This is a genomic window from Stratiformator vulcanicus (genome assembly GCF_007744515.1).
GTDB classification, from domain to species: domain Bacteria; phylum Planctomycetota; class Planctomycetia; order Planctomycetales; family Planctomycetaceae; genus Stratiformator; species Stratiformator vulcanicus.
This window is the reverse complement of record NZ_CP036268.1, coordinates 567,315-587,345: the sequence shown is the minus strand read 5'-3', so window position 1 is coordinate 587,345 and position 20,031 is coordinate 567,315. Positions and strand designations below refer to the sequence as shown.

Below are 20,031 nucleotides of genomic sequence, written 5' to 3'. Positions count from 1 at the left end.
ACGGCTACAGGCCCGGCAATGTTGTCAATTCGTCATCAGTAATGTTGACTTGTTGATGAATCGTCTACCTTCTGGCGTTGGAGGAGAGGCCGTGCTTTTTCGCGAGGCGAAAGAATTGGGCGCGGTCGAGTCCGGCTCTGCGCGCGGCTTCAGCGAGGTTGCCTCCCGCAGCAGTGATCGATTCGGTCAGGTATTCCCTCTCGAAACGATCACGGGCGTCACGGAAGGGCTCTAATCGAAAGGACCGGTTGCCGCTGGGGGCCGCGACCGTTGGCGATGTCGCCTGATCCGCTCCGTGGACAATCCGCTGTGGGAGGTCGGCGACGTTGATCTCGGTTCCGACATGCAGCACGGCGATCTGCTCGGCGACGTTTTGAAGTTCGCGCACGTTTCCCGGCCACGGAAACGTCGTCAAAACTTGCACGGCCTCGTTGCTGAAGCGGGGAGGACGGCGTCCCTCCGGGAGGAACTTCTTCAGGAAATGCTCAGCCAACAGCATAATGTCGCCGGGGCGTTCTCGCAGAGCAGGAAGCGTCAGGCTGATCACGTTGAGACGGTAGAAAAGATCGGCACGAAAGCGCCCCTGTTCGACCTCGACATGCAGATCGCGATTGGTCGCGGTGACGAGCCGAGCCTGGCTTTTGAGATCGTCATTGCCGCCGACTCTGGTGAATCGACCACCTTCGAGCACGTGCAGCAATTTCGATTGGAGGTCAAAGCTCAACTCGCCGATTTCGTCGAGGAAAATTGTTCCGTGACCGGCCGCTTCGAAGCGGCCGATTCGACGCTTGGTCGCCCCGGTGAACGCGCCCGGCTCGTGACCGAACAGTTCGCTTTCGAGCAGTCCTGAAGGGATCGCCGCGCAATTGACTTCGACGAACGGTGCCTTGGCCCGACCGCTATGTTCATGAATAGCGTGGGCGAGCAACTGCTTGCCGCAGCCCGTCTCGCCCAAGATCAAAATCCGGCTTTCCGAGGATGCAACGACGCGGGCTTTCTCGAAGATGGCCTCCATAGCGGAGTCCGAAGAGATCATTTTCGCCAGCGTGACCGGGCCTTCGGCGTCCCCTTTCAGGACGCGCCGAACCCGAGCGACCAACTCACGGCTGGCAATCGGCTTGGTCAGGTAATCCGCAATACCGAGCCGATTCGCTTCGATCGCCGACTGCTCTGTCCCATAACTCGTCAACATGATGATCGGGACGTCGCTCCCAACACCCCGCACGCCGCGAATGACCTCGAAGCCTCCCAGGGGCTTCATCACGAGACTCGTGATCAGAAGGTCCAACTCGCGGCGTTCCGCTTTTGCGATTGCTTCGTAAGGATCAGAGAGCGCCGTCGCCGCGAGGCCGGCGCCTTCAAGAATGGCGACCATCTCCTCGCGCAACGAGGGAATGTCATCAAGAAAGGCGATGCGAGGGGTTTTGTCGCGGCTCATGATCTCTCCGGCACGATTGTTGCCTGACCGTCGAGTGATGCAACCCCTTCCTACTCTCGGCACGGGAGGGTTCAGCAATACCTCGGAGCACCACAATTTCTATGACCGCTTGGCCGTTTCACTTAGCCGTTCCCGTCAGCGACCTGACGAAAGCACGTGAGTTCTATGGGGGACTCCTCGGCTGTCCCGAGGGCCGCTGCGATGAAACGTGGGTCGATTTCGATCTCTTCGGGCACCAATTCGTATGTCATCTTGACCCGTCAATGCCTCCGCCACGCAAACACGTCAACGACGTCGATGGCGACGGCGTGCCGATACCGCACTTCGGAGTCGCGTTCGACCTGCCGACTTGGAGAGCGCTAGCCGATCGGCTCGAGGCCGCCGACATCGAATTCATTATCGCGCCGCGGACGAGGTTCGCAGGTCAACCGGGAGAGCAAGGCACGATGTTCTTCCATGACCCGTTCGGACATGCCCTCGAATTCAAAGGTTTTCGTTCGCTACAGACGCTCTTCGCGAAGGAAGCTGTCGCGCATTAAACGGCGCGCTTGAACGAGTACTTCATAAGATGATCCATTCCGGGATAACACCAGTGTCTCAGACGATATCTGACTTACAAACTCCGCCGTTTGTTCCGCCGTCCGCAGTTGACAACGCCGACGCCCTTCCTGACTTAATGTCATATCGGCGAATCGTTGTCGCGACCGATTTCGCCAACGCTCCTCAGTCGTCCAAGACGGCTTGGAGTTTGCTGCGATACCGCCGTGATGACATCGTCGCGGTACTCGACCCCGAATTACCCTTCGCGACAGCGGGCGACGCGTTTGGCCACGGCGGCTCGATACCGATCGTTCGCTCATTCGATGAAGTGGCAACTCCGGATGCACTCTTCATCGGAGTATCGCCCGCGGGCGGACGCTTGCCGCGGCCGCTTCGCTCTGCGATCGCCGCATCGATTCGTGAAGGCATCGACGTCGTCGCCGGTCTCCACGACTTCCTTCGTGACGACGACGAATTTTCGCTGGCGGCCGCGGCCAGCGGATCACGGCTCATCGATGTTCGCCGCAATTCAGAACGAACGACCGCGACCGGAGCATCATTCCGACCGGGATGTCTAAGAATCCACACGGTCGGTCATGATTGCTCGGTCGGGAAAATGGTAGCGTCCGCCGAGATTGACCTCGCTCTAAGAAGGCGCGGTGTCGACTCCAAATTTCTGGCGACCGGCCAGACGGGCATTATGATTTCAGGGGCGGGCATTCCGATCGACTGCGTCGTGTCCGACTTCGTCAATGGTGCCGCCGAACGTCTCGTGCTGGAGCATGACGAACATGACGTCCTCGTGATCGAAGGCCAAGGAAGTGCGGTCCACCCCGCCTATTCCGGCGTGACCGTGGGCCTGCTCCACGGCGCGGCTCCCGACGGCCTTATCCTGTGCTATGAAGCGGGTCGACAACGAATGAAGGGATTGGAGCATATTAAGATCCCACCGCTTGAGAAGTTCGTTTCGCTCTATGAAACGCTCGCGACGTTTCGCAACCCTTGCCGTGTGATCGGCATCGCGATGAATAGCCGACGGCTTGATTCCGATGCAGCCGACATAGAGCGTGAACGCGTCTCGGCGGAGCTTGGCCTGCCGGTGTGCGATGTCTGCCGCGACGGGGCCGACTTGCTCGCCGACGCAATCCTTTCATTGCGTGAGAGTGTGATTCGATGAGTGACGGCTATGAACTCGAATTAACGCCGCGCCGAATGCCCTTATCGCGACCCTTCACCATTTCACGCGGCTCCATCGACATCCAGGAATCGCTGCTGGTCGGCCTGCGACATCGAGAGCATGTCGGCTATGGCGAAGCCACGCGCCACGTTTATTACGGGCACTCGATCGAATCGCTCACCAGATCGCTCGAAGCAATCAGACCTTGGCTTCGATCGATCGCTACTCAAGAGCCTGAGGAACTGTGGCCGCAACTTCAGCAAAAGCTGTCAGACGATTCATTCGCCCTATCGGCGATCGATTCAGCGGCACACGATCTGGCTGCGAAAATAGCCGGGACCAACTGCTTTGAGCGCTGGGGAAGCCGATGGTGTGATGTCCCCCTGTCGAGCGTCACAATACCTATCGACTCGCCCGAGCGAATAGCTCAAGAAGCCCGTGAATATGCGGGGTGGCCAATCATTAAGATTAAGCTAGGCGGTCCGGATGATCTTGAGGCGGTGCGGGCTGTTCGCAACGCGACCGACGCGATCATCCGTGTCGACGCAAATTGCGGTTGGGACCCGAAACAAGCGGTCGAATTGTCGGCGGAGCTCGCGAAACTTGGAGTAGAGTTTATCGAGCAGCCACTTCCAGCGAACGCCGGATTCGAGGCTGATCGATTCGTCTATCAGCATTCTAAATTGCCGGTCATTGCGGATGAGAGTTGCGTCCGCGAAGCCGATGTCGGCCTGTGCCAAAGCCGCTTCCACGGGGTCAATATTAAGCTGTCCAAGTGCGGCGGACTGACGCCCGCCGTTCGTATGGCCCGAGCCGCGCGGGAGGTCGGCCTATCCACAATGGTGGGTTGCATGATCGAATCGAGCGTGGGCGTCGCTTCCGCTGCGCAACTGCTCCCCTTAATCGACTACGCGGACCTTGACGGCCACGTCCTTCTCAGCGACGACCCGACAACCGGGTTTTCTTTAAAACTTGGGTTGGTCACACTTGAACATCCCGGCGGCCACAGCGCCGCCCCCCGTTTCGCGGCCTGACACTTTGCCACAAATAAAACGAGATATCTTCAATGACTCTTAAATTAATAACTGGGACCGCCGCACTTTGCCTCGGGCTCACGGCTCAACTTCAAGCGACAGCCTGCACCACCGCCGTCATTTCGGGCCGGGCGACAATTGATGGTCGGCCCCTGCTTTGGAAGAATCGCGACTTCTGGCAACGAGATAACGAAATCGTTTGCGATGACACGGGCAAGTTCCGCTACGTCGCCGTCGCCAACGCCGGCGCAACCGAAGGCATGCGGATGGGTGTGAACTCGGCGGGCCTGTGCATTGAGAATTCACAAAGCAGCGATATGTCCGGCGACCGCACTACGGGGCCGAATAACGGTCGATTGATCCGCATGGCGCTTGAGAATTGTGCAACCGCTAAAGACTTCATCAGACTGCTCGATGAGACAAACGAAAGCGGCAGGCGAACTCGTGGCAATTTTGGGGTCATCGATGCGTCTGGTGCCGCAATGATGTTCGAAGTCGGCCCACGTTCCTACCGTGCTTACGATGCGAACTCAGAGCGAGATGCACCACAGGGTTTCATCGTCCGCTCGAACTTCAGCTTTAAGGGGCTTGAGGAATCGGGAACGACCCCGACCGATTTTGAGACCATCTATTCAGGCGATCGATTCTGCCGGGCGACCGAATTGTGCATTGCCGGGGCTGCCGACGATAAACTTTCCGAAAGCTATCTTTTAAGTTTCGTGTCGCGTGACATCGGCGAAGCAATCCAAACTGGCTTTAATTTCACTAATAGCCCAACGCGTCAATCGGTTAAGGCGACACCACAGCTTGTAAACACGACATCAACCCTTAATCGAAAGAGAACTGTCTCCGCGGCGGTCATCCGTGGCGTCTTGAAGGATGAACCGGCCTCAATGACCACGATGTGGGTACTTCTCGGCGAACCGCTGCTGACGGTGGCTGTCCCATGCTGGGCGGAGCAGGGCGCGGCCGCCCCGGAAACCACAGCCGGAGGTCAACGCAACATTTGCGATCTCTCAACGAGTCTCCGAAAACAGTTTTATCGGTCGGAAAATGAGCTGGACACGAATCAGCTCTATTCAGTCTCGGTCCGTCTCAATCAACTCGAGAGCGAACTGCTTGAAAAGGTTGACGCCGAAAGAAAACGCTGGCAAACCAACCCTCCGCAAAGTACACAATTACTAGCGCTGCACTCCTCTGCCTCGGCCGAAATCTCGAAGCTGCTGGTCGCGCTCAACGGGTCTACTTCCGACCCGGCGAATACCGACTCGCCCGTAGAGCCGGTTGCAATCGACTTTCACTTCTCGGACGAGAACGGAACGAAGTTAGGTGAGGCAAAGAATTCCGCGAGTAGCGAATCGTGGGACGGCGGCATGACCAAATGCGTCGTCAAAGACGGGGCGTTCCGCATCCGCAGAAATAGTGACAAGGCGGTTAATCGGTACGTCCCACTGGATCATCCGATCCGGGTTCGCGCTCCCCGAGGGACCGACAAAGTTCCCAAGGGCTATTTAATTCTCGAGGTCTCCGGATGGAACCTGACCGGAGATAAAGCCAATGAAATACTGAGATTCGGCTTCACCTCTCAGTCAGAAAAGAATTATCAGACCGCCGGATTCGTCGTTGAGCGGACTGGTCCCGATACAGTTTCACTGTCGGGAGCCGCCTTCGGAGAGGGGAGTAGCGACATCGCGACCGACATCAAGCTGCCCGCTCATCTGAAAGAGCCGATTTCACTGGCACTCGAACTCGATAAAGTCGAAAACAACCCTGATGAAGGGGAAAGCGGTGGCGTCTATCGGCTTTATTTGAAACGGGCTGGCGAGAGTGAATATCAGCAAATCGGAGATGTCGGGCAGTGCCGACGGCTCCGGAATGGAAACGCCGTCCATCTTCGTGTCGACGGCCGGTTCGGCGACGACAAAGAGTACTTCGACATTGACCGACTCTACTTCACCACCTTAGCCCCATAGATATTTAATCAGCCCCATAGATATTTAAACAGGCAAAGCATTGCCGCGCGAAGCGGCCGCAGTACTAACCACTAATGGAGAAGCAAAAGGTACTTCGAACCGTGAGAGCGAAGTTCTTAGGCGGAATCACTCTTATTGGGCTGAGGCTCCGCCTATTCACGCAATAATTCACTCAATGATTCGATCAAGCTCTTGAATCATTGACTTCGTCACATTCGGATTTTGTTTGGCGATGTCATTCTCCTCGCCGCGATCATCCGCGAGATTAAACAACTCATATCGCGGCTTCGGTGGATTATCATTGCCTTGACGCTTTCGTTTCGACGGTCGCGACATCTTCCGAACAAGTTTCCAATCGCCCTTACGAAATCCGAAGCTTCCCCAGCGGCCGTTATCCTGTTCGACAAGTAGCTCGCGACCGCTTGCCCCGGCCTCACCGAGAAGGGCCGGCAGGACTTGGGCACTGTCATGAAAGCCGTCGTCGGGCAGTGGGGTCTCGGTTAATGCCGCGAGGCTTGCGGCGATATCGATCGTGCACACGATCTCGTCTGAAACGCCCGGCTCGATCCGTCCGGGCCAATGGGTGATAAAGGGCGTGCGGGTCCCTCCCTCATAAACGCTATATTTTCCGCCATTGAACGGGCCGTTCGGGTCATGGTCGCCCAGCAACTCAACTGCGCCATCTTCGTACCCGTCATTCAAGACCGGCCCGTTGTCGGAACAAAAGATGATTAATGTGTCATCAGCATGTCCTGCTTCATCTAGCGTCTCCAATAACTGTCCGACACACCAATCGAGTTGAATAATCGAGTCGGAGCGGAACCCCTGCTTGGTCGCCCCTTGAAATCTCTCGTGCGGCATTCGTGGCACGTGGAGGTCGTGCGAGGCGAAAAATAAGAAGAACGGCTTGTCCGATTCCTGCTGAATCCATTGATCCGATTCTTCGACCCAACGGTCGGCCAAATCTTCGTCACGAAACCTGGCAGCGTGACCGCCAGTGTAATAACCAATTCGACTAATACCGTTATGAATCGTCTGATTGTGGCCATGATGCCAATCCAGTCGAAGCGTGTCGCGATGTGTGATTCCGGTCGGATGATCCGGGCTCGGCTTCTTCCGGCCGACCCACAACGGATCTTCGGGATCGAGATTTAAGACGCGATGACCCTCGACGTAAACCTGCGGTACCCGGTCATTTGTTGTGGGAAGTAAGAAGCAATGATCAAAGCCGATCTCCAGCGGCCCTGGCTTAAGGTCGCCGTTCCAGTCAGGACCGTCGCTGCCACCAAGCCCCAGATGCCACTTACCGATGACCGCCGTTCGATAGCCCGCACCTTTCAATAACGATGCGATTGTCGGAGTCCCCGGTTTAATAATCGCGGGGTTATTGGGACTTGCGATTCCTGTGCCTTTTTGGCGAAAAGCATAGGTGCCGGTCAGAAAAGAAAATCGCGACGGCGTACATGTCGAGGCAGAGCAGTAACCGCTGGTGAAACGCATCCCTTCCTCGGCGAGCCGATCGATATTCGGCGTGCTGTATTCCGTCGCCCCGTAACATGAGACGTCTCCATAACCGAGATCGTCAGCCATGATCACCACGACGTTCGGTCGCTCACCCGCTAGAGCCAAACCGGTCGAGAACAGGGCAACAACAAAACAGACAAGGCGCATAAGATGTCCTGGATAATCGGTATCAGGTATTAAGGTGCGGCACGATGGCTATTCGCGCTCACCCAAGTGTTTCAATTCGATGCGACGAAACTGGATCGGGGCGCTTTCCGCCTGAATCGAAATCGTCCCAGACGCAAGGGGGGTACCATCATCGAGTCGCGGCTGCGAATATTCCATGACGACTTCGCCATCAACGAGATGCTGAATGGAGCGATCGCCGTCGACAATGATCTCACCGGTCACCCACTGATCGCCATTAAATGTTCTGGAATTTGAATTTGTGCAGTGCTGCTTGTGGTCTTTGTCATTCAGGCGGACGAAGGTGCCCGGCGTGCAAAGATTGAGGGTTGGTCTCTTTGATTTCTCATTGAGTCCGCCGAGAAGTTGAACTTCCAGTGAATTTGGAAACTTCTGATCGAGCTTCATCGCGGCGGGTTCTTGACCGTGAATCATGATCCCATTGTTGCGTCGTGCCCAGTTCGGTCCGCCACCCACTTGATCGCCGAGAAAACGGTACTCGAACCGCAGCCGATATCGCCCGGCCGGTTCCTTGTAGAATAAATGCCCGAACTTCTCGTTCCACGTCTCGTATTGATCGTAGGACACGGTCAGCAAACCGTCCTCAACTCGAAACGTGTTAAGGTAATTCTCTCCAACCGGTTCGCCCCGAAATTTCGGTGTCCAACCTTTGAGGGTCTTGCCATCAAACAATTGAATCCAGCCGCCGTCGATTGGCTCTGCCTTCACGTGCGAGGTGCCAACAGATATCCCCACGACGACAGCCACAATCACACATATTAATCGGAGCATATTTCACGTTCTTCCTGAATATCTTTGATGGTGACCGACGGCCGCCAGACTCTTTGCCTACAACGATTGCAAGAACGCAATCAGGTCCGAGAGTTCCTCCGCCGTAAGGTTATTGACCAACCCCTTCGGCATCGACGAAAGCTCCTGCCTGATACGCTCCTCAATATACTCATTGCCGACAGTCGTTGCGCTTCCATCGGACTTGCGAATTGAAACGGCATCGCCTGATTCTTGTGTGACGAAGCCTGTCACGACCTTACCATCCGCCAAGATGAAGGAATACGTGTCGAAACCCTGCGTGATTTTCTTATCGGGATCAAGAATTGATTCGAGAATCTCGCGGGGCTTTGACCGTTTGCCGATGTCGGCGAGGTGCGGGCCGATCGCTTGCTGTTTTTTTGCCGTGGAATGACAGGCATGGCACGACTGAGTCCGAAAGAGTTCGGCACCTCGCTCGGCCTTACCGCGACGGTCCATCACGTCTGAGATGACGGACTGCTGCGGGCGATTTCCGATTTGCTGAGGATTCAGCGGATCAAATTTCGGAATCTTAACTTCAACAACGACCTCTCGTTCCGACTCCGAGGGCAATATATCGATGCCGTCAATCGAGACCCGATGTCGAATTAGTTCTTCGCGGAGGAATGTTTTGAGCGCGGCATCGGCTGCCTCGTCCTGCGACCGCAGTTCTTTCGCAATCCTGGGCGACTGTTCCCATTCGACGGCTTTAAAATAGGGCCCCGCGGTATCAGGCCGCGTTCCCCACCAGCGGCCTTGAAACGATGCTTCACGGTGATAGAGCCGTATGAGGGCGGTGATAAGCGCGCATCGCATTGCTTGCTCGGGTTCCGCGTTCAATTGATTGATCAGACCATCGACCGCAACAGACGAGTGCATTTGTTGTAATGCCCGGACGGCGATTGATGCGTTGGGACCGGACAGCGCGGCAACACATTGCTCATCCGCCTTCATCCCGACCAACGCTTGAATAATCAGGTGCGGAATTGCTACGGGACGACTTTCACCCTGCTGTGCCGCGACTTCTCGCTTATAGAGTGACAACAACTCATCAACGGACTCTCGGTCGTCGAGCCGGGACAAACTAATGACAGCTTGCGCACGGACTTTCGCATTCGCGTCATTCAAGAAGTCGCGTATTTGATCGACTTTAATACCTTGTGTCTCATTCCGACGATCGGTCAGTGCCTTCAGGGCGAATCGTCGAAGCGCCGGGTCGGTGAGCACATTAACTAATTCGAAATGCGATTCTTCCCCCTGAAGTTGCTTCAGCGCAAATAAAGCTGCCACGCGGCTCGCAAGGTTGGCATCAGCGTCAATCATTACGGCACGAATCGCCCCGGCGGTATCTTCATGATTTGATCGACGCAGAAGTTCCCGTTGAGCGTGTAGACGGACAACGGCACTCGGCGACCGGAGTTGATCCACAACTGCCGTTAAATCGAGCTCCCCCGGAGCGACGGCTGCCTGCGGCTTAAAGCCCGGTGGTGTGATTTGGGCCACGAAGCCGACATCGGGTCCGGTGTAGCGAAATTTTCCGTTTCGCCAACTGCTGACGTACATCCGACCGGCACCATCAATATCGATGTCGGTCGGCCGCGGCATCTTAAGAAACGTTTGCTGAGTTGTCGTAAATGTCGGGCCTCGGCTCGTTAATTCATGGCGATAGACGGTGTTTCGACCCCAGTCGCAGGTATAGGTGGAAGTCGCGAAGGGTGACGGCCAACGGCGGTCATCGAGTGACAGCCCGCCGCAGCCCGAGCCGCCACCGTACTCGCCCAGAGGGGGCATGATCTCGTCGGAAAAGTTCTTAAATAGTGAAGGATAGCCGTACTCGGCAGTTTCGATGATATGACTGACGCGTGTGTCCCAGCCGCCGCCGTCGTTGGTGTTGTCTCGCGTGAATATATTGAGATAGGGGTCGACGCAAACGTCCACAATGTTCCGCAAGCCCGTGCAGAAGAGTTCCAATTCGGTACCATCGGGCCGCACTCTTAAGACTCCCCCGCCGCGATGGGTGACCGTCCTGCCGTCGGTCCCTGTTGCATTGACGACCCCGTAATCGCCCATGGCAATATAAATCCAGCCGTCGATGCCCATACGGATTCCGTTGGTCGAGTGGTCCGCACCGCGTTTGCGGATCATCTCTGTCGAAATATTCTCGACAAGCACTTTCTCGGAATCGGCAACGCCATCTCCGTCATTGTCGGTAAAGACGCTTAACTTCGGCGGATGCAGCACCCACAGTTGCCCGTCATCGAAGAAAAGCCCCCGTGGGTGATCAACGCGGCAGAACTCCGTGAACTCGTCCGCGGTTCCGTCGCCATCGGTGTCGATGCAACGGACAACTTTGCCATCACCCTTTTCCTTGCCCAACGATCCCTGAGGATCGACGCCAACGAATAATTCTCCCGTGACCGCCGCTGAGAGGCAGACCGGATAGTTCACGTCCGGCGGAAGCGCAAATGGCGTCGCCCGAAAGCCATCAGGGGACTTAACCCGGATATTCTTTGTTTCACCCGCTACATACTGCCCAGTAACGACGAAGACGGCGAGAGCCAATAACTTCAAGCGGAGCATTATCATCCTGTGAATTCGGTAATTGAGTTGGGTTAAAATCCAGAATCTATTGAAAACCATCGTTGCCGAGAGAGAGGTGCAGCATCAACAACTGCAGCTCTCTTTAACGCAGTTCAAGGCCGGACATCGTGCCCGTGCTTGACGCGAAGCGGTCAGCTTCCACTCCAAGGCTTTGAAGCAGGCTGACAAACAGGTTCGGTAGCGGGTAATTGTGCTCTTGGCTGAACGCCAAATGCCCGGCATGTCGGAAACCGCCGCCCGCCAACAGAACCGGGAGGTTGTCATTCGAATGCCGATTCGCGTTCCCCATCGGAGTGCCATAAAGAACAGAGGTACGATCCAATAAAGACGCACCCGCCTCCGGGGTCTCGCGCAGCTGACCGAGCAAGCGGCTCAATTCTTCAAGCTGCGCCCCTTCAATTAATTGAAGTTGAGAGAGTTTATCCGGATTGTTGCCGTGGTGGGTCAAGCCGTGGGTTCCCTCTTGGACCCCCGGAATGTTCGGCTTGGCCGTGTTCTGATACATAAAGAACGTGATCAGCCGGGTGGAATCTGTCTGAACGGCCAACCGGCAGAGGTCGAACATTGAGCGGACTTGTTCCAATAGGGCACTCGGGTCGTTCATTTCCTCCGGCATCGGATAATCGACCTGCGGCTTTGGTCGGTTCTCCCATTCTTCATTCGCATGCAGTCGGCGTTCCAGTTCTCTCACGCCGGTGAAGTACTGATCGAGTTTCGCGCGGTCGCGCGACCCTACCTCACGGCTGAGCGTTCGAGCACGGTCGGCGACGGAGTCTAAAATACTCCTTCCGTGCCGAAGGTCGGCGATTCTCGATTGAACGGCTTCGGCATTGCCACGCACGAACAATTTTTGAAATACGCGGCGAGGACTGTTCTCGCCCGGAATCTGAACACCGGCAGCGGTAAAGGAGATGCTACGCGGGGTGTTAATGCTGAGCGTCAATGATGGGAAGCGGTTATGATGCCCGATGCGTTCCGCCGCGTATTGATCAAGTGAAATCGTGTTCCGGAATCCGCCCCTCCCGGGGTGGGGCGCAGCCGTCAGGAAGCAAGGCTCCGCGGAGTGGCCGCCGTCGACCTCGGGGTGAGACACCCCTGAAAAGACGGTGAGCTGATCACGGAATTGGTTCAAGTGTTTTAGATAAGGTGTGACTTCCCAATCGAAACCGGCACGCTTCGGGAAAAAATACTGGGGGACGATCCCTTGATTCGTTTCAATCGCGATCAGTCGTTGCGGCGCGGTTGATGAACCGCTGGGTGCGGCTGATGCAGTCGCAACCCCCATTGCATCCAACAGCGGAAGCGACAACGCCACGCCTGAGCCACGCAAGAAGGTCCGCCTTGAGAGTGGTCGTTGTCGCATCGGTCGCTCCACAGAAGATGATTGATATTGAACGTCACGCTGCGACGCTATTTTCGTCGGAACGGCTGACTCAGCACGATTTCGCGGATGATGGAGCGAAGCCCGTAATTCTCGGACTCTGTTCGCTCTAAGATTTGCTCAACGACGGTGCGATCAGAAAAAGCGACGCTTCCTCCCGTCGCGAGCGTCAGCAGACGCTCGGTCATATTGCGGGCGATCTGCTCCTCCTGCTCAAGGAGCACCGTGCGAAGTCCTTCGACATCGTCAAACGTGACTCCTTCGATCGTTTTCCCGGAAGCATCAACTCTTGCAGCGAGGCGATATTTAACGCGGCGATCGGCGACTTCTCTTTTGACCGGGTCACCCTTGCCGAAGCTGCGATACCGTTCCCGCCAGGCTCCCATGACGTCAAAGTTCTCCAACGCAAAGCCCGGGGGATCGATTAAGCGGTGACAAGCCGCACAGGATTCGACCCGTCGATGTTTCTCGAGCAGGTCGCGAATCGTCGTCGCACCTTGAGTATCGGGTTCAATGGCCCCGGCGTTGGGCGGGGGAGGGGGTGGCGGCGTCCCCAAAATGTTATCCAGAACCCAAGCCCCTCGCGTGACGGGAGACGACGTAAGCCCGTTGGCCGTGATTTTCATAATGGCCGCCTGCGTGAGTAGACCTCCGCGTACCGAACCCTCCGGAAGCTCGACGCGTCGAATATCGCTGCCCAGCACGCCATTGATGTCGTAGTGCTCCGCCAACCGCTCATTCAGCATCGCGAAATCGGAGTCAACGATAGCGGCGGCCCCGAGATTCTTTGAAACCATTTCTCCCACATAGGCGCGAGCTTCCTTGACCACCGATTCCACCAAATGGTTATCGCAGAAGTATTCGGGGTAAAGATCCTGATCGGGCGCAGTCGCAGAGACTTCTCGAAGATCGAGCCACTGATCGCAAAAGTCGATGATGAATCGTTCCGAGCGACGATCGTTTAATAGTCGCTCGACTTGCTCACGCAGCACGTCCGGTTCCGACAATCGCCCCGCATCAGCCAACGCCCTCAATTCATCGTCCGGCAGACTACGCCATAAAAAGTAAGAGAGTCTGGAGGCGAGGGCGAAGTCGTCCAATTCGCCGGGCTGCTCTCTTAAGAATAGAAAGTCGGGCGAACTTAATGCAGCCTGATAGGCCAATCGCATCGCATCTTGAAAACAGAATCGGTCTTCAATGGCCCGGGTCGCGAAGGCGAGGCACCGTTGAACTTCCGCTTCGTCGGCGGGGCGGCGATAGGCTCGATTCATAAATCGGCGGAGCAGGCGTTCGGCGTCAGCGGCCGGTTCGGCTGACTGAACCATCCGTGGCGGACTTTTCTCGCGGCGTTGACTGCCCCGCTTCCCCATCGCCCCCGTATCAACTAATTCCATCGGCTTCCGAAAGCCCGAGTCTTCCCGCCAATCAATGACCCGGAGGTCGCCGAACAGCAGGCGATGCCCATCCGCCGGCCACTGATCAATGAGCGGCCCTTCCATCTCCAGATAGTCGACGGCAATTCCCGGTCCAGCGTACGGCTTCATTTTGCCCGCACCGGCTGTGTTTCGATCATCGAGCGAAGCACAGTAAAGCTCTATACCGTCCCCATCCTTAAGCCAAGCCGTAAATTCCACGACACGCGGCTTGTTCGCAACATCCCAAGTCTTAAGCAATCGAGATTCGCCGCTGTAAAGTGAGAGGACATGATTTTGATCGGTGTCGCGAATCGAACCGTGATCATATTCAACGCCCCGACATCGGCATCGGAAACGATAAAGCCCCTCGGCGACTGGTTCGCGGTGCGTCAGAAAATACGGCGTCTGGGCGCTATTTGGCTGGCGTACGAACACGCTCCATTCGTCGACCCAACGGACTTCGCCCCGTTCCGCTCGACCATCTTTCCGCCGGGCATCGGGCTCGATCTTACCCCACTTCGTATTGACATCTCGCGTCAATCGGCTCTGTTTCTGCAAGTCCAGTCTTAAGTTGATTGGCTGCGGTCGACTCTTTAAATCCATCGCAGCGTCGAGGGCCAACCGCGATGCGTCAAGATATCGCGACATCTGCACGTAGGAAAAATCTTGCGCGGTCGCGACCGTTTCGATTCCTCCGACCGAGGGATCGGGCGGCAGCATTTCTTTTAATTCCAAGTGGGGCTGAGATAAGAGATCGCGCAGCGTCCACTCGTACTCCACCCGATTCAGTCTTCTCAGCGGCACCCGCCCCGATTCGGCATGTACCCTGAGTTCAGCGCGCGCGAGCGATTGGCTTAGTTCCGCGACGAATTGCTCTCGCTCTTCAGCGGACGGGTGCTCGGCATCAGCCGGTGGCATCTCGCCGTCGGCGACACGGTCGTAGACTTGGAGCCAGCGAGCCAAATTGGCGGCATCCGTGGCATCGAACCGCATCGTATTGAGTCGCAGACCCGCTTCCTGCAGGAACTCACCGTGACAGTCGACGCAGTATCGCTCCGTCATTGCGGAAAGATGTTGAGGCGAGATTGCGTCCTCGGCTGCAAGCAACTTCGTCGCGGAACCCATCGGCAACACGAGTGCTAAGCAAACCAGCCACAGACTTCGAATCGAGTTCGCGCGGGGGCGAAATAGGCGAATAGCTCGACGGGTTGCCACGCGTCAGACCTCAATGAACACAGGTAAAATCCTCCCATCAACATAATAGCACTTACCGGTGCGAGGTTACTCGAAAGTGACCGCCTGCTCACTCCTCAAGTTCGCGATTCGTCGGCAAGACAGATAAAGTAACCTTGATGCTATCTTCTTCAGGAAACCATGGCCTGAACACCCTACCTGCACTGCGGATCGGCCTCACATGCTCGCGACCTTCTCCCCGAGCCCGGTACACAAATCGCGCCCCCCGGAGGCACCATCCGGCGCAACCTTTATCAGAGAGACTCTTTACGGATTATTGCGAGGCGTCGGCCGGTTGACGATTTGGCTCGTCTTGGCTTCGACCGCGGTCTCTGCCGAGATCGACGAGATCGAGTTGTCAGACCTCGTCGATTCCGACAGTCGCGTTGTGAAGCTTGCGGGCGGGTTTCGTTTTACCGAAGGTCCTGCCAGCGATGGTGAAGGCGGAGTTTACTTCGTCGATACACCCCCGAAGGCATTGCATCACTGGTCGCACAACGGGAAATTGCAGCGTTACTGGCGCGGCGACGAGTTCGCCATCGGCGGTCTTTCCGCTCGGGACGGACAACTCGTTGGTTGCTCCGGACGAGCCCATGGAGTGTTTGACCTCAGCGAAAAGGGTCGGGCAAAGTTGCTCGTCGATCAATTTGAAGGTCGACCACTGTGCGGCAACAACGACATCTGGCTCGCCCCTGATGGCTCGGTGTACTTCACCGATCAGTACCCCCGCAAAGGCGATTCCACGCAGGATGGTGGCTATGTCTACCGCCTGTCACCCGATCGCACCAATCTGCAGCGAGTTACCGAAGACCTGTGGCGCCCCAACGGCATTGTGGGTTCTGCGGATGGCAAAAGCCTGTTCGTGGCCGTGCCACGTCAGAAAAGCGTCTTTCGCTACGACATCGACTCAGACGGGATGCTCTCAAACCGAAAAACTGCCGCCGATCACCCGTCTGATGGGTTGACGTTGGACGAACGCGGTAATTTGTATGTCACTTGGAAGACCGTCAGGATTTATTCGCCGACCGGACGCTTTATTGGCGACATCGAGGTGCCGGAGGCGCCGTCCAATGTGACGTTCGGCGGCCCCGACGGCAAGACGTTATTTATTACCGCACGCACCGGCCTCTATTCGATCCACATGAGAGTACGCGGCGGTTAGATTGAATCGGCCAATCCTTTTGTCTTAATTCGAGTGGAAGATGAATCGCAGACATTTTTTTAAAACTGGCGCGGCCGCTTCGTTGCTGGCGGGTTATCCGCGTATCGCGACGATCGCGAATGCGAAGGAAGAGAGTCGGGTCACAACGTCGATGGGACTCGTCATCTACACGCGAAAGCGATTGCGTGAGGCAACGCGAGACAGGGCAAGTGGCTATGACCTTTATCACCCCGCCACTTTTCTTGAGCATTGCCATACTTTGGGCGTCGGTGGAATTCAGGCAGAGCTATCTCGGCTTGATGAATCCGCGGCAGAGAAACTGCGGCAGCAGGCTCAAGACTATAGCATGTATATCGAAGGCATCACCCGCCCCCCGAAAGACGCTGGCGATATCGGACGATTCCGCAAAGACATCAGCATCGCCCGCCGAGCGGGCGCGCTCGCCGTGCGCACGACAATCATCCCGGGCCGTCGCTATGAACAATTTCAAACGCTGGATCAATTTAAAGCTGCGGAAAAACGTGGCGAATCGATGTTGAAACTGGCCGCCCCGGTCGTTGAGCAACTTCAAGTGCCGCTCGCTGTTGAGAATCACAAAGACCAACGGGTTGATGAGCGGGTCGGGCTGATGAAACGCATCGACAGCAAATTTATTGGCGTTTGTCTCGATACCGGCAACAATCTCGCTCTCGTCGACGACCCGCTCGCCGCGGTCGAAGCGTTCGCGCCATGGGCCCATTCGGTCCATTTAAAAGACCAAGGTGTAAAGCCTTACGAGGAAGGTTTTCTGTTGGCAGACGTACCGCTGGGTGAGGGCTGCCTGCCTTTAGAATCGATCGTTTCGCACGTACGGCGGGTGAAACCCGATGTCCGCTTCTCGCTCGAGATGATCACACGCGACCCTTTAAAGGTACCCTGCCTGACTCCGGAGTATTGGGCGACGATGCCCCACGTGCCGGGCGCAGATGTCGCGAAAGTATTGTCGATGGTCCGCGAGCGCTCATCAGAGATTTTTTCTCCGGTCGATGCACTCAGCCTCGCCGATCGGGCGGAACTGGAAAACAGGCACATTGAAATCAGCAAGCATTACGCGGCAGAGACATTGAAGTTAACGCGGTAGATGCAATCTCTTAATTTAGGAACATTGGCTCAGGTTAATCAGGCTTTGGCGATGCACGACAACTTGATGAACGAACAATCGACGACGCCTCGACTCAGCCGGCGGCAGACCATCCTCGGTGGATTCGGCACGGCCCTCGCATTAGCTTGGCCCCTCAGAGCTTTCGGGGCGTCGAAGTCGATTCGGGAAGCGGATCGACTCCGGGTCGGACTGGGCGGCGCGGGAATTCGCGGTCGATATTTAATTGGCAACTTACCGGCCGAGGCGAAAATCACTGCGATATGCGATGCTCATCTCGGGCACGTGCAGGACACACTCTCGGCGAAGAAACCTTTTTCAGAGGTCCTCACCGACTTCCATCAGCGAGACGCCGCCGATTGCACCGCCTATCAAGACTACCGGCGGATGCTGGATGAAGAGTCGCTCGATGCGGTTATCATCGCCACTCCCGATCATCATCATGCGATGGTGGCCTTGCTAGCTCTCGCACGAGGGCTGGACGTTTACCTCGAAAAACCTGTTTCCGTCACGATTGAAGAGGGGCGTGCCTTAAGCGATGCTGTGGAACGCACAGGACGGGTACTTCAAGTCGGAAGCCAGCAGCGATCGATGGAGATGAACCGATTCGGTTGCGAGTTCATTCGCAACGGCGGCCTTGGAAGAATTCATCGCGTCGAGATTTCGAACTATCCGGGCCCGATGCCCTGCCCGGATTATCGCCCCGAGCGGGTGCCGCAGGCGATGAACTGGGACTTGTTCTGCGGGCCGACTCCGCTGCGTCCTTATCATCGCCGGCTTTGGTCGAAGGACCAATTTAAGGTTCACGGTGTCAATTGGCGTGGCTGGGATCTGTGGCGTGATTTTTCAGGGCATTTGGTGACGAATTGGGGTGCGCACAGCTTCGACATGATCCAATGGGCGCTCGGTAAAGACGACACCGGCCCCGTGAAGTTGACGTGCGATCCTGTGGAAAATAGCGAGCAACTCGCGGCGGACTGGCTAAAGAAAACACCGCCGCCCTCCCGCAGTCCCATTCAAGGCCGCGATGACCATCGACGCTACTTTCCGGTTGACATGCAATATGCCGACGGCACCGTCGTCTCTTTAACGCCTGACAATGGGCCGATGCGATTTATCGGTGAAAAGGGGGTTGCCGAAATGGGTCGCAATAAATTTTCCGTGGATCAACCGGAACTATTAACCTCGAAACCTGATCGGTCGGCGATGGCTCTCTGGAAGGGGGCAGGGCACGTGGCACGCCCGCACCTTCAAAATTGGCTCGATGCGATACGACACGGCACGCCGCTGGCAGCTCCGATCGAGGCCGGGCATCGAACCGCGACGGTGTGCCACCTAATTAATATCGTTCGAGAGTTGGAACACCCACTGGAGTGGGACCCTATTGAAGAACGGTTTTTATCAGACGAGGCCGCCAACGCACTCATTCGACGCGAACGAAGACCGGGCTGGGAACTTCCGGTTTAAATCCTTATCGCTCAAATCAAATTCTGCACCATCTGATAGGACAGGTAATGAAGCTGGAAAGTAAGGTCGCCCTTGTCGTCGGCGGCAGTAGCGGGATCGGCGACGCGATCGCGCGGTCTTTCGCCGCGGAAGGATGCCGGGTCGTCATCATTGGTCGGAGTGAAGACACACTGCGCAAAGCGTTGGAAGCTCCAGAATATGGAGACCGGGGCTGCCACCGCGTCTGCGATGCGACCGACCGAGAGGCGATCGAGCAGGCGATCGAGTGGTGCGAAGCCGAGGTCGGTCCTCTTGATTTTCTTGTCAACAGTGCGGGCACCAATGTGTCGGGCCGGTCATTCGCTGACATTGACCCGGATGACTTTCAGAAAGTGCTCGACGCGAATCTCAATGCGACATTCCTGGCGATGAGGAGCGTTTTGAAGTCGATGCGGGCCCGCGGAACGGGAACGATTATCAATGTCGTATCACTCGGCGGGCTGCGGTCCATCCCGCTCGCCGGAGTGCCCTACACGGCCTCGAAGTTTGCCCAAGGATCGCTCGGTCTGATCGCTAACCAAGAGGCAAACGAGGACGGCGTGCGCGTCACCAATATCTATCCGGGTGAAACGAACACGCCGATCGTCGATCGCCGACCGACACCCCCGCCGCCCGAGCGAAGAGCGGCAATGCTGCAACCGGATGATGTCGCTGCGATGGCACTCACGGTCGCCTTACTCCCGCCCCGAGCCGTCGTTCCCGAGATCGTCATCACGCCGCGTCACATGCCTTTGAACTGATTTCAAACGCCCCATCGCGTCGCCAAGACACCTCCCGTATTGACCGTAAGCCATTTATTCACAGTGGCTTATGGCACCCTCCCTGTCGAGCCAGGTCAACGGAGAAACGACGCCAGCAGGTCGAAATCCTCTGAAAAGCATCGCGTTCCGGGTAACCGATCTCGAAATAACGCTATACGTTGATGCGACCCGAT

14 protein-coding genes are annotated in these 20,031 nt (G+C 56.6%); 8 read left to right on the top strand and 6 right to left on the bottom strand.

Translation table 11 applies throughout. The features are described from left to right. Positions 1 to 64: 64 nt before the first annotated feature. Positions 65 to 1,438: a sigma-54-dependent transcriptional regulator gene (locus tag Pan189_RS02085; protein ID WP_145362311.1), complete on the bottom strand. Its 1,374-nt coding sequence runs from the start codon at positions 1,436 to 1,438 to the stop codon at positions 65 to 67. Positions 1,439 to 1,539: 101 nt separating this feature from the next. Between Pan189_RS02085 and Pan189_RS02080 the strand changes: the two genes are divergently transcribed. Genes Pan189_RS02080 through Pan189_RS02065 form a run of 4 tightly spaced genes read left to right on the top strand, consistent with a single transcriptional unit; the run spans position 1,540 to position 6,162 of the window. Further along, entirely contained in the window at positions 1,540 to 1,977 is a 438-nt protein-coding gene (locus Pan189_RS02080; RefSeq protein ID WP_145362310.1) for a VOC family protein, read from the top strand. A gap of 53 nt (positions 1,978 to 2,030) precedes the next feature. Further along, positions 2,031 to 3,155: an N-acetyltransferase DgcN family protein gene (locus tag Pan189_RS02075; RefSeq protein WP_310820964.1), complete on the top strand. Its 1,125-nt coding sequence runs from the start codon at positions 2,031 to 2,033 to the stop codon at positions 3,153 to 3,155. Continuing rightward, positions 3,152 to 4,189, top strand: coding sequence for a dipeptide epimerase (locus Pan189_RS02070; protein WP_145362309.1), 1,038 nt, complete (start codon positions 3,152 to 3,154; stop codon positions 4,187 to 4,189). Before Pan189_RS02075 ends, Pan189_RS02070 begins: the two co-directional genes overlap by 4 nt. A gap of 32 nt (positions 4,190 to 4,221) precedes the next feature. Then, a complete protein-coding gene (locus Pan189_RS02065; protein WP_145362308.1) occupies positions 4,222 to 6,162 on the top strand; it encodes a carcinine hydrolase/isopenicillin-N N-acyltransferase family protein in 1,941 nt (646 codons plus the stop codon). A gap of 168 nt (positions 6,163 to 6,330) precedes the next feature. Here Pan189_RS02065 and Pan189_RS02060 read toward each other — a convergent pair whose 3' ends face one another. The 5 genes from Pan189_RS02060 to Pan189_RS02040 form a co-directional block, all read right to left on the bottom strand. Continuing rightward, complete coding sequence (locus Pan189_RS02060; protein WP_145362307.1) at positions 6,331 to 7,833, bottom strand: sulfatase family protein; 1,503 nt, start codon at positions 7,831 to 7,833, stop codon at positions 6,331 to 6,333. A gap of 48 nt (positions 7,834 to 7,881) precedes the next feature. Then, a complete protein-coding gene (locus Pan189_RS02055; RefSeq protein ID WP_145362306.1) occupies positions 7,882 to 8,643 on the bottom strand; it encodes a 3-keto-disaccharide hydrolase in 762 nt (253 codons plus the stop codon). Between the two features lie 57 nt (positions 8,644 to 8,700). Further along, positions 8,701 to 11,241, bottom strand: a complete 2,541-nt coding sequence (locus tag Pan189_RS02050; protein ID WP_310820962.1) for a DUF7133 domain-containing protein — start codon at positions 11,239 to 11,241, stop codon at positions 8,701 to 8,703. Between the two features lie 103 nt (positions 11,242 to 11,344). Further along, positions 11,345 to 12,625, bottom strand: coding sequence for a DUF1552 domain-containing protein (locus tag Pan189_RS02045; protein ID WP_145362304.1), 1,281 nt, complete (start codon positions 12,623 to 12,625; stop codon positions 11,345 to 11,347). A 47-nt stretch (positions 12,626 to 12,672) separates the two neighbouring features. After that, positions 12,673 to 15,183 carry a DUF1592 domain-containing protein gene (locus tag Pan189_RS02040; RefSeq protein WP_145362303.1) on the bottom strand — a complete coding sequence of 837 codons (2,511 nt, stop codon included), beginning with the start codon at positions 15,181 to 15,183 and terminating at the stop codon, positions 12,673 to 12,675. A 403-nt stretch (positions 15,184 to 15,586) separates the two neighbouring features. Between Pan189_RS02040 and Pan189_RS02035 the strand changes: the two genes are divergently transcribed. From Pan189_RS02035 to Pan189_RS02020, 4 genes are read left to right on the top strand one after another with little or no spacing between them, the layout of a single operon-like run. Then, positions 15,587 to 16,453, top strand: a complete 867-nt coding sequence (locus tag Pan189_RS02035) for an SMP-30/gluconolactonase/LRE family protein (RefSeq protein ID WP_310820961.1) — start codon at positions 15,587 to 15,589, stop codon at positions 16,451 to 16,453. A gap of 40 nt (positions 16,454 to 16,493) precedes the next feature. Beyond that, positions 16,494 to 17,573 carry a sugar phosphate isomerase/epimerase family protein gene (locus tag Pan189_RS02030; RefSeq protein ID WP_145362301.1) on the top strand — a complete coding sequence of 360 codons (1,080 nt, stop codon included), beginning with the start codon at positions 16,494 to 16,496 and terminating at the stop codon, positions 17,571 to 17,573. Next, positions 17,574 to 19,058 (top strand): Gfo/Idh/MocA family protein, encoded by a 1,485-nt coding sequence (locus Pan189_RS02025; protein ID WP_145362300.1) that lies wholly within the window; start codon positions 17,574 to 17,576, stop codon positions 19,056 to 19,058. 47 nt (positions 19,059 to 19,105) lie between these two features. Then, positions 19,106 to 19,837 (top strand): SDR family oxidoreductase, encoded by a 732-nt coding sequence (locus Pan189_RS02020; RefSeq protein ID WP_145362299.1) that lies wholly within the window; start codon positions 19,106 to 19,108, stop codon positions 19,835 to 19,837. Positions 19,838 to 20,031: the final 194 nt, after the last annotated feature.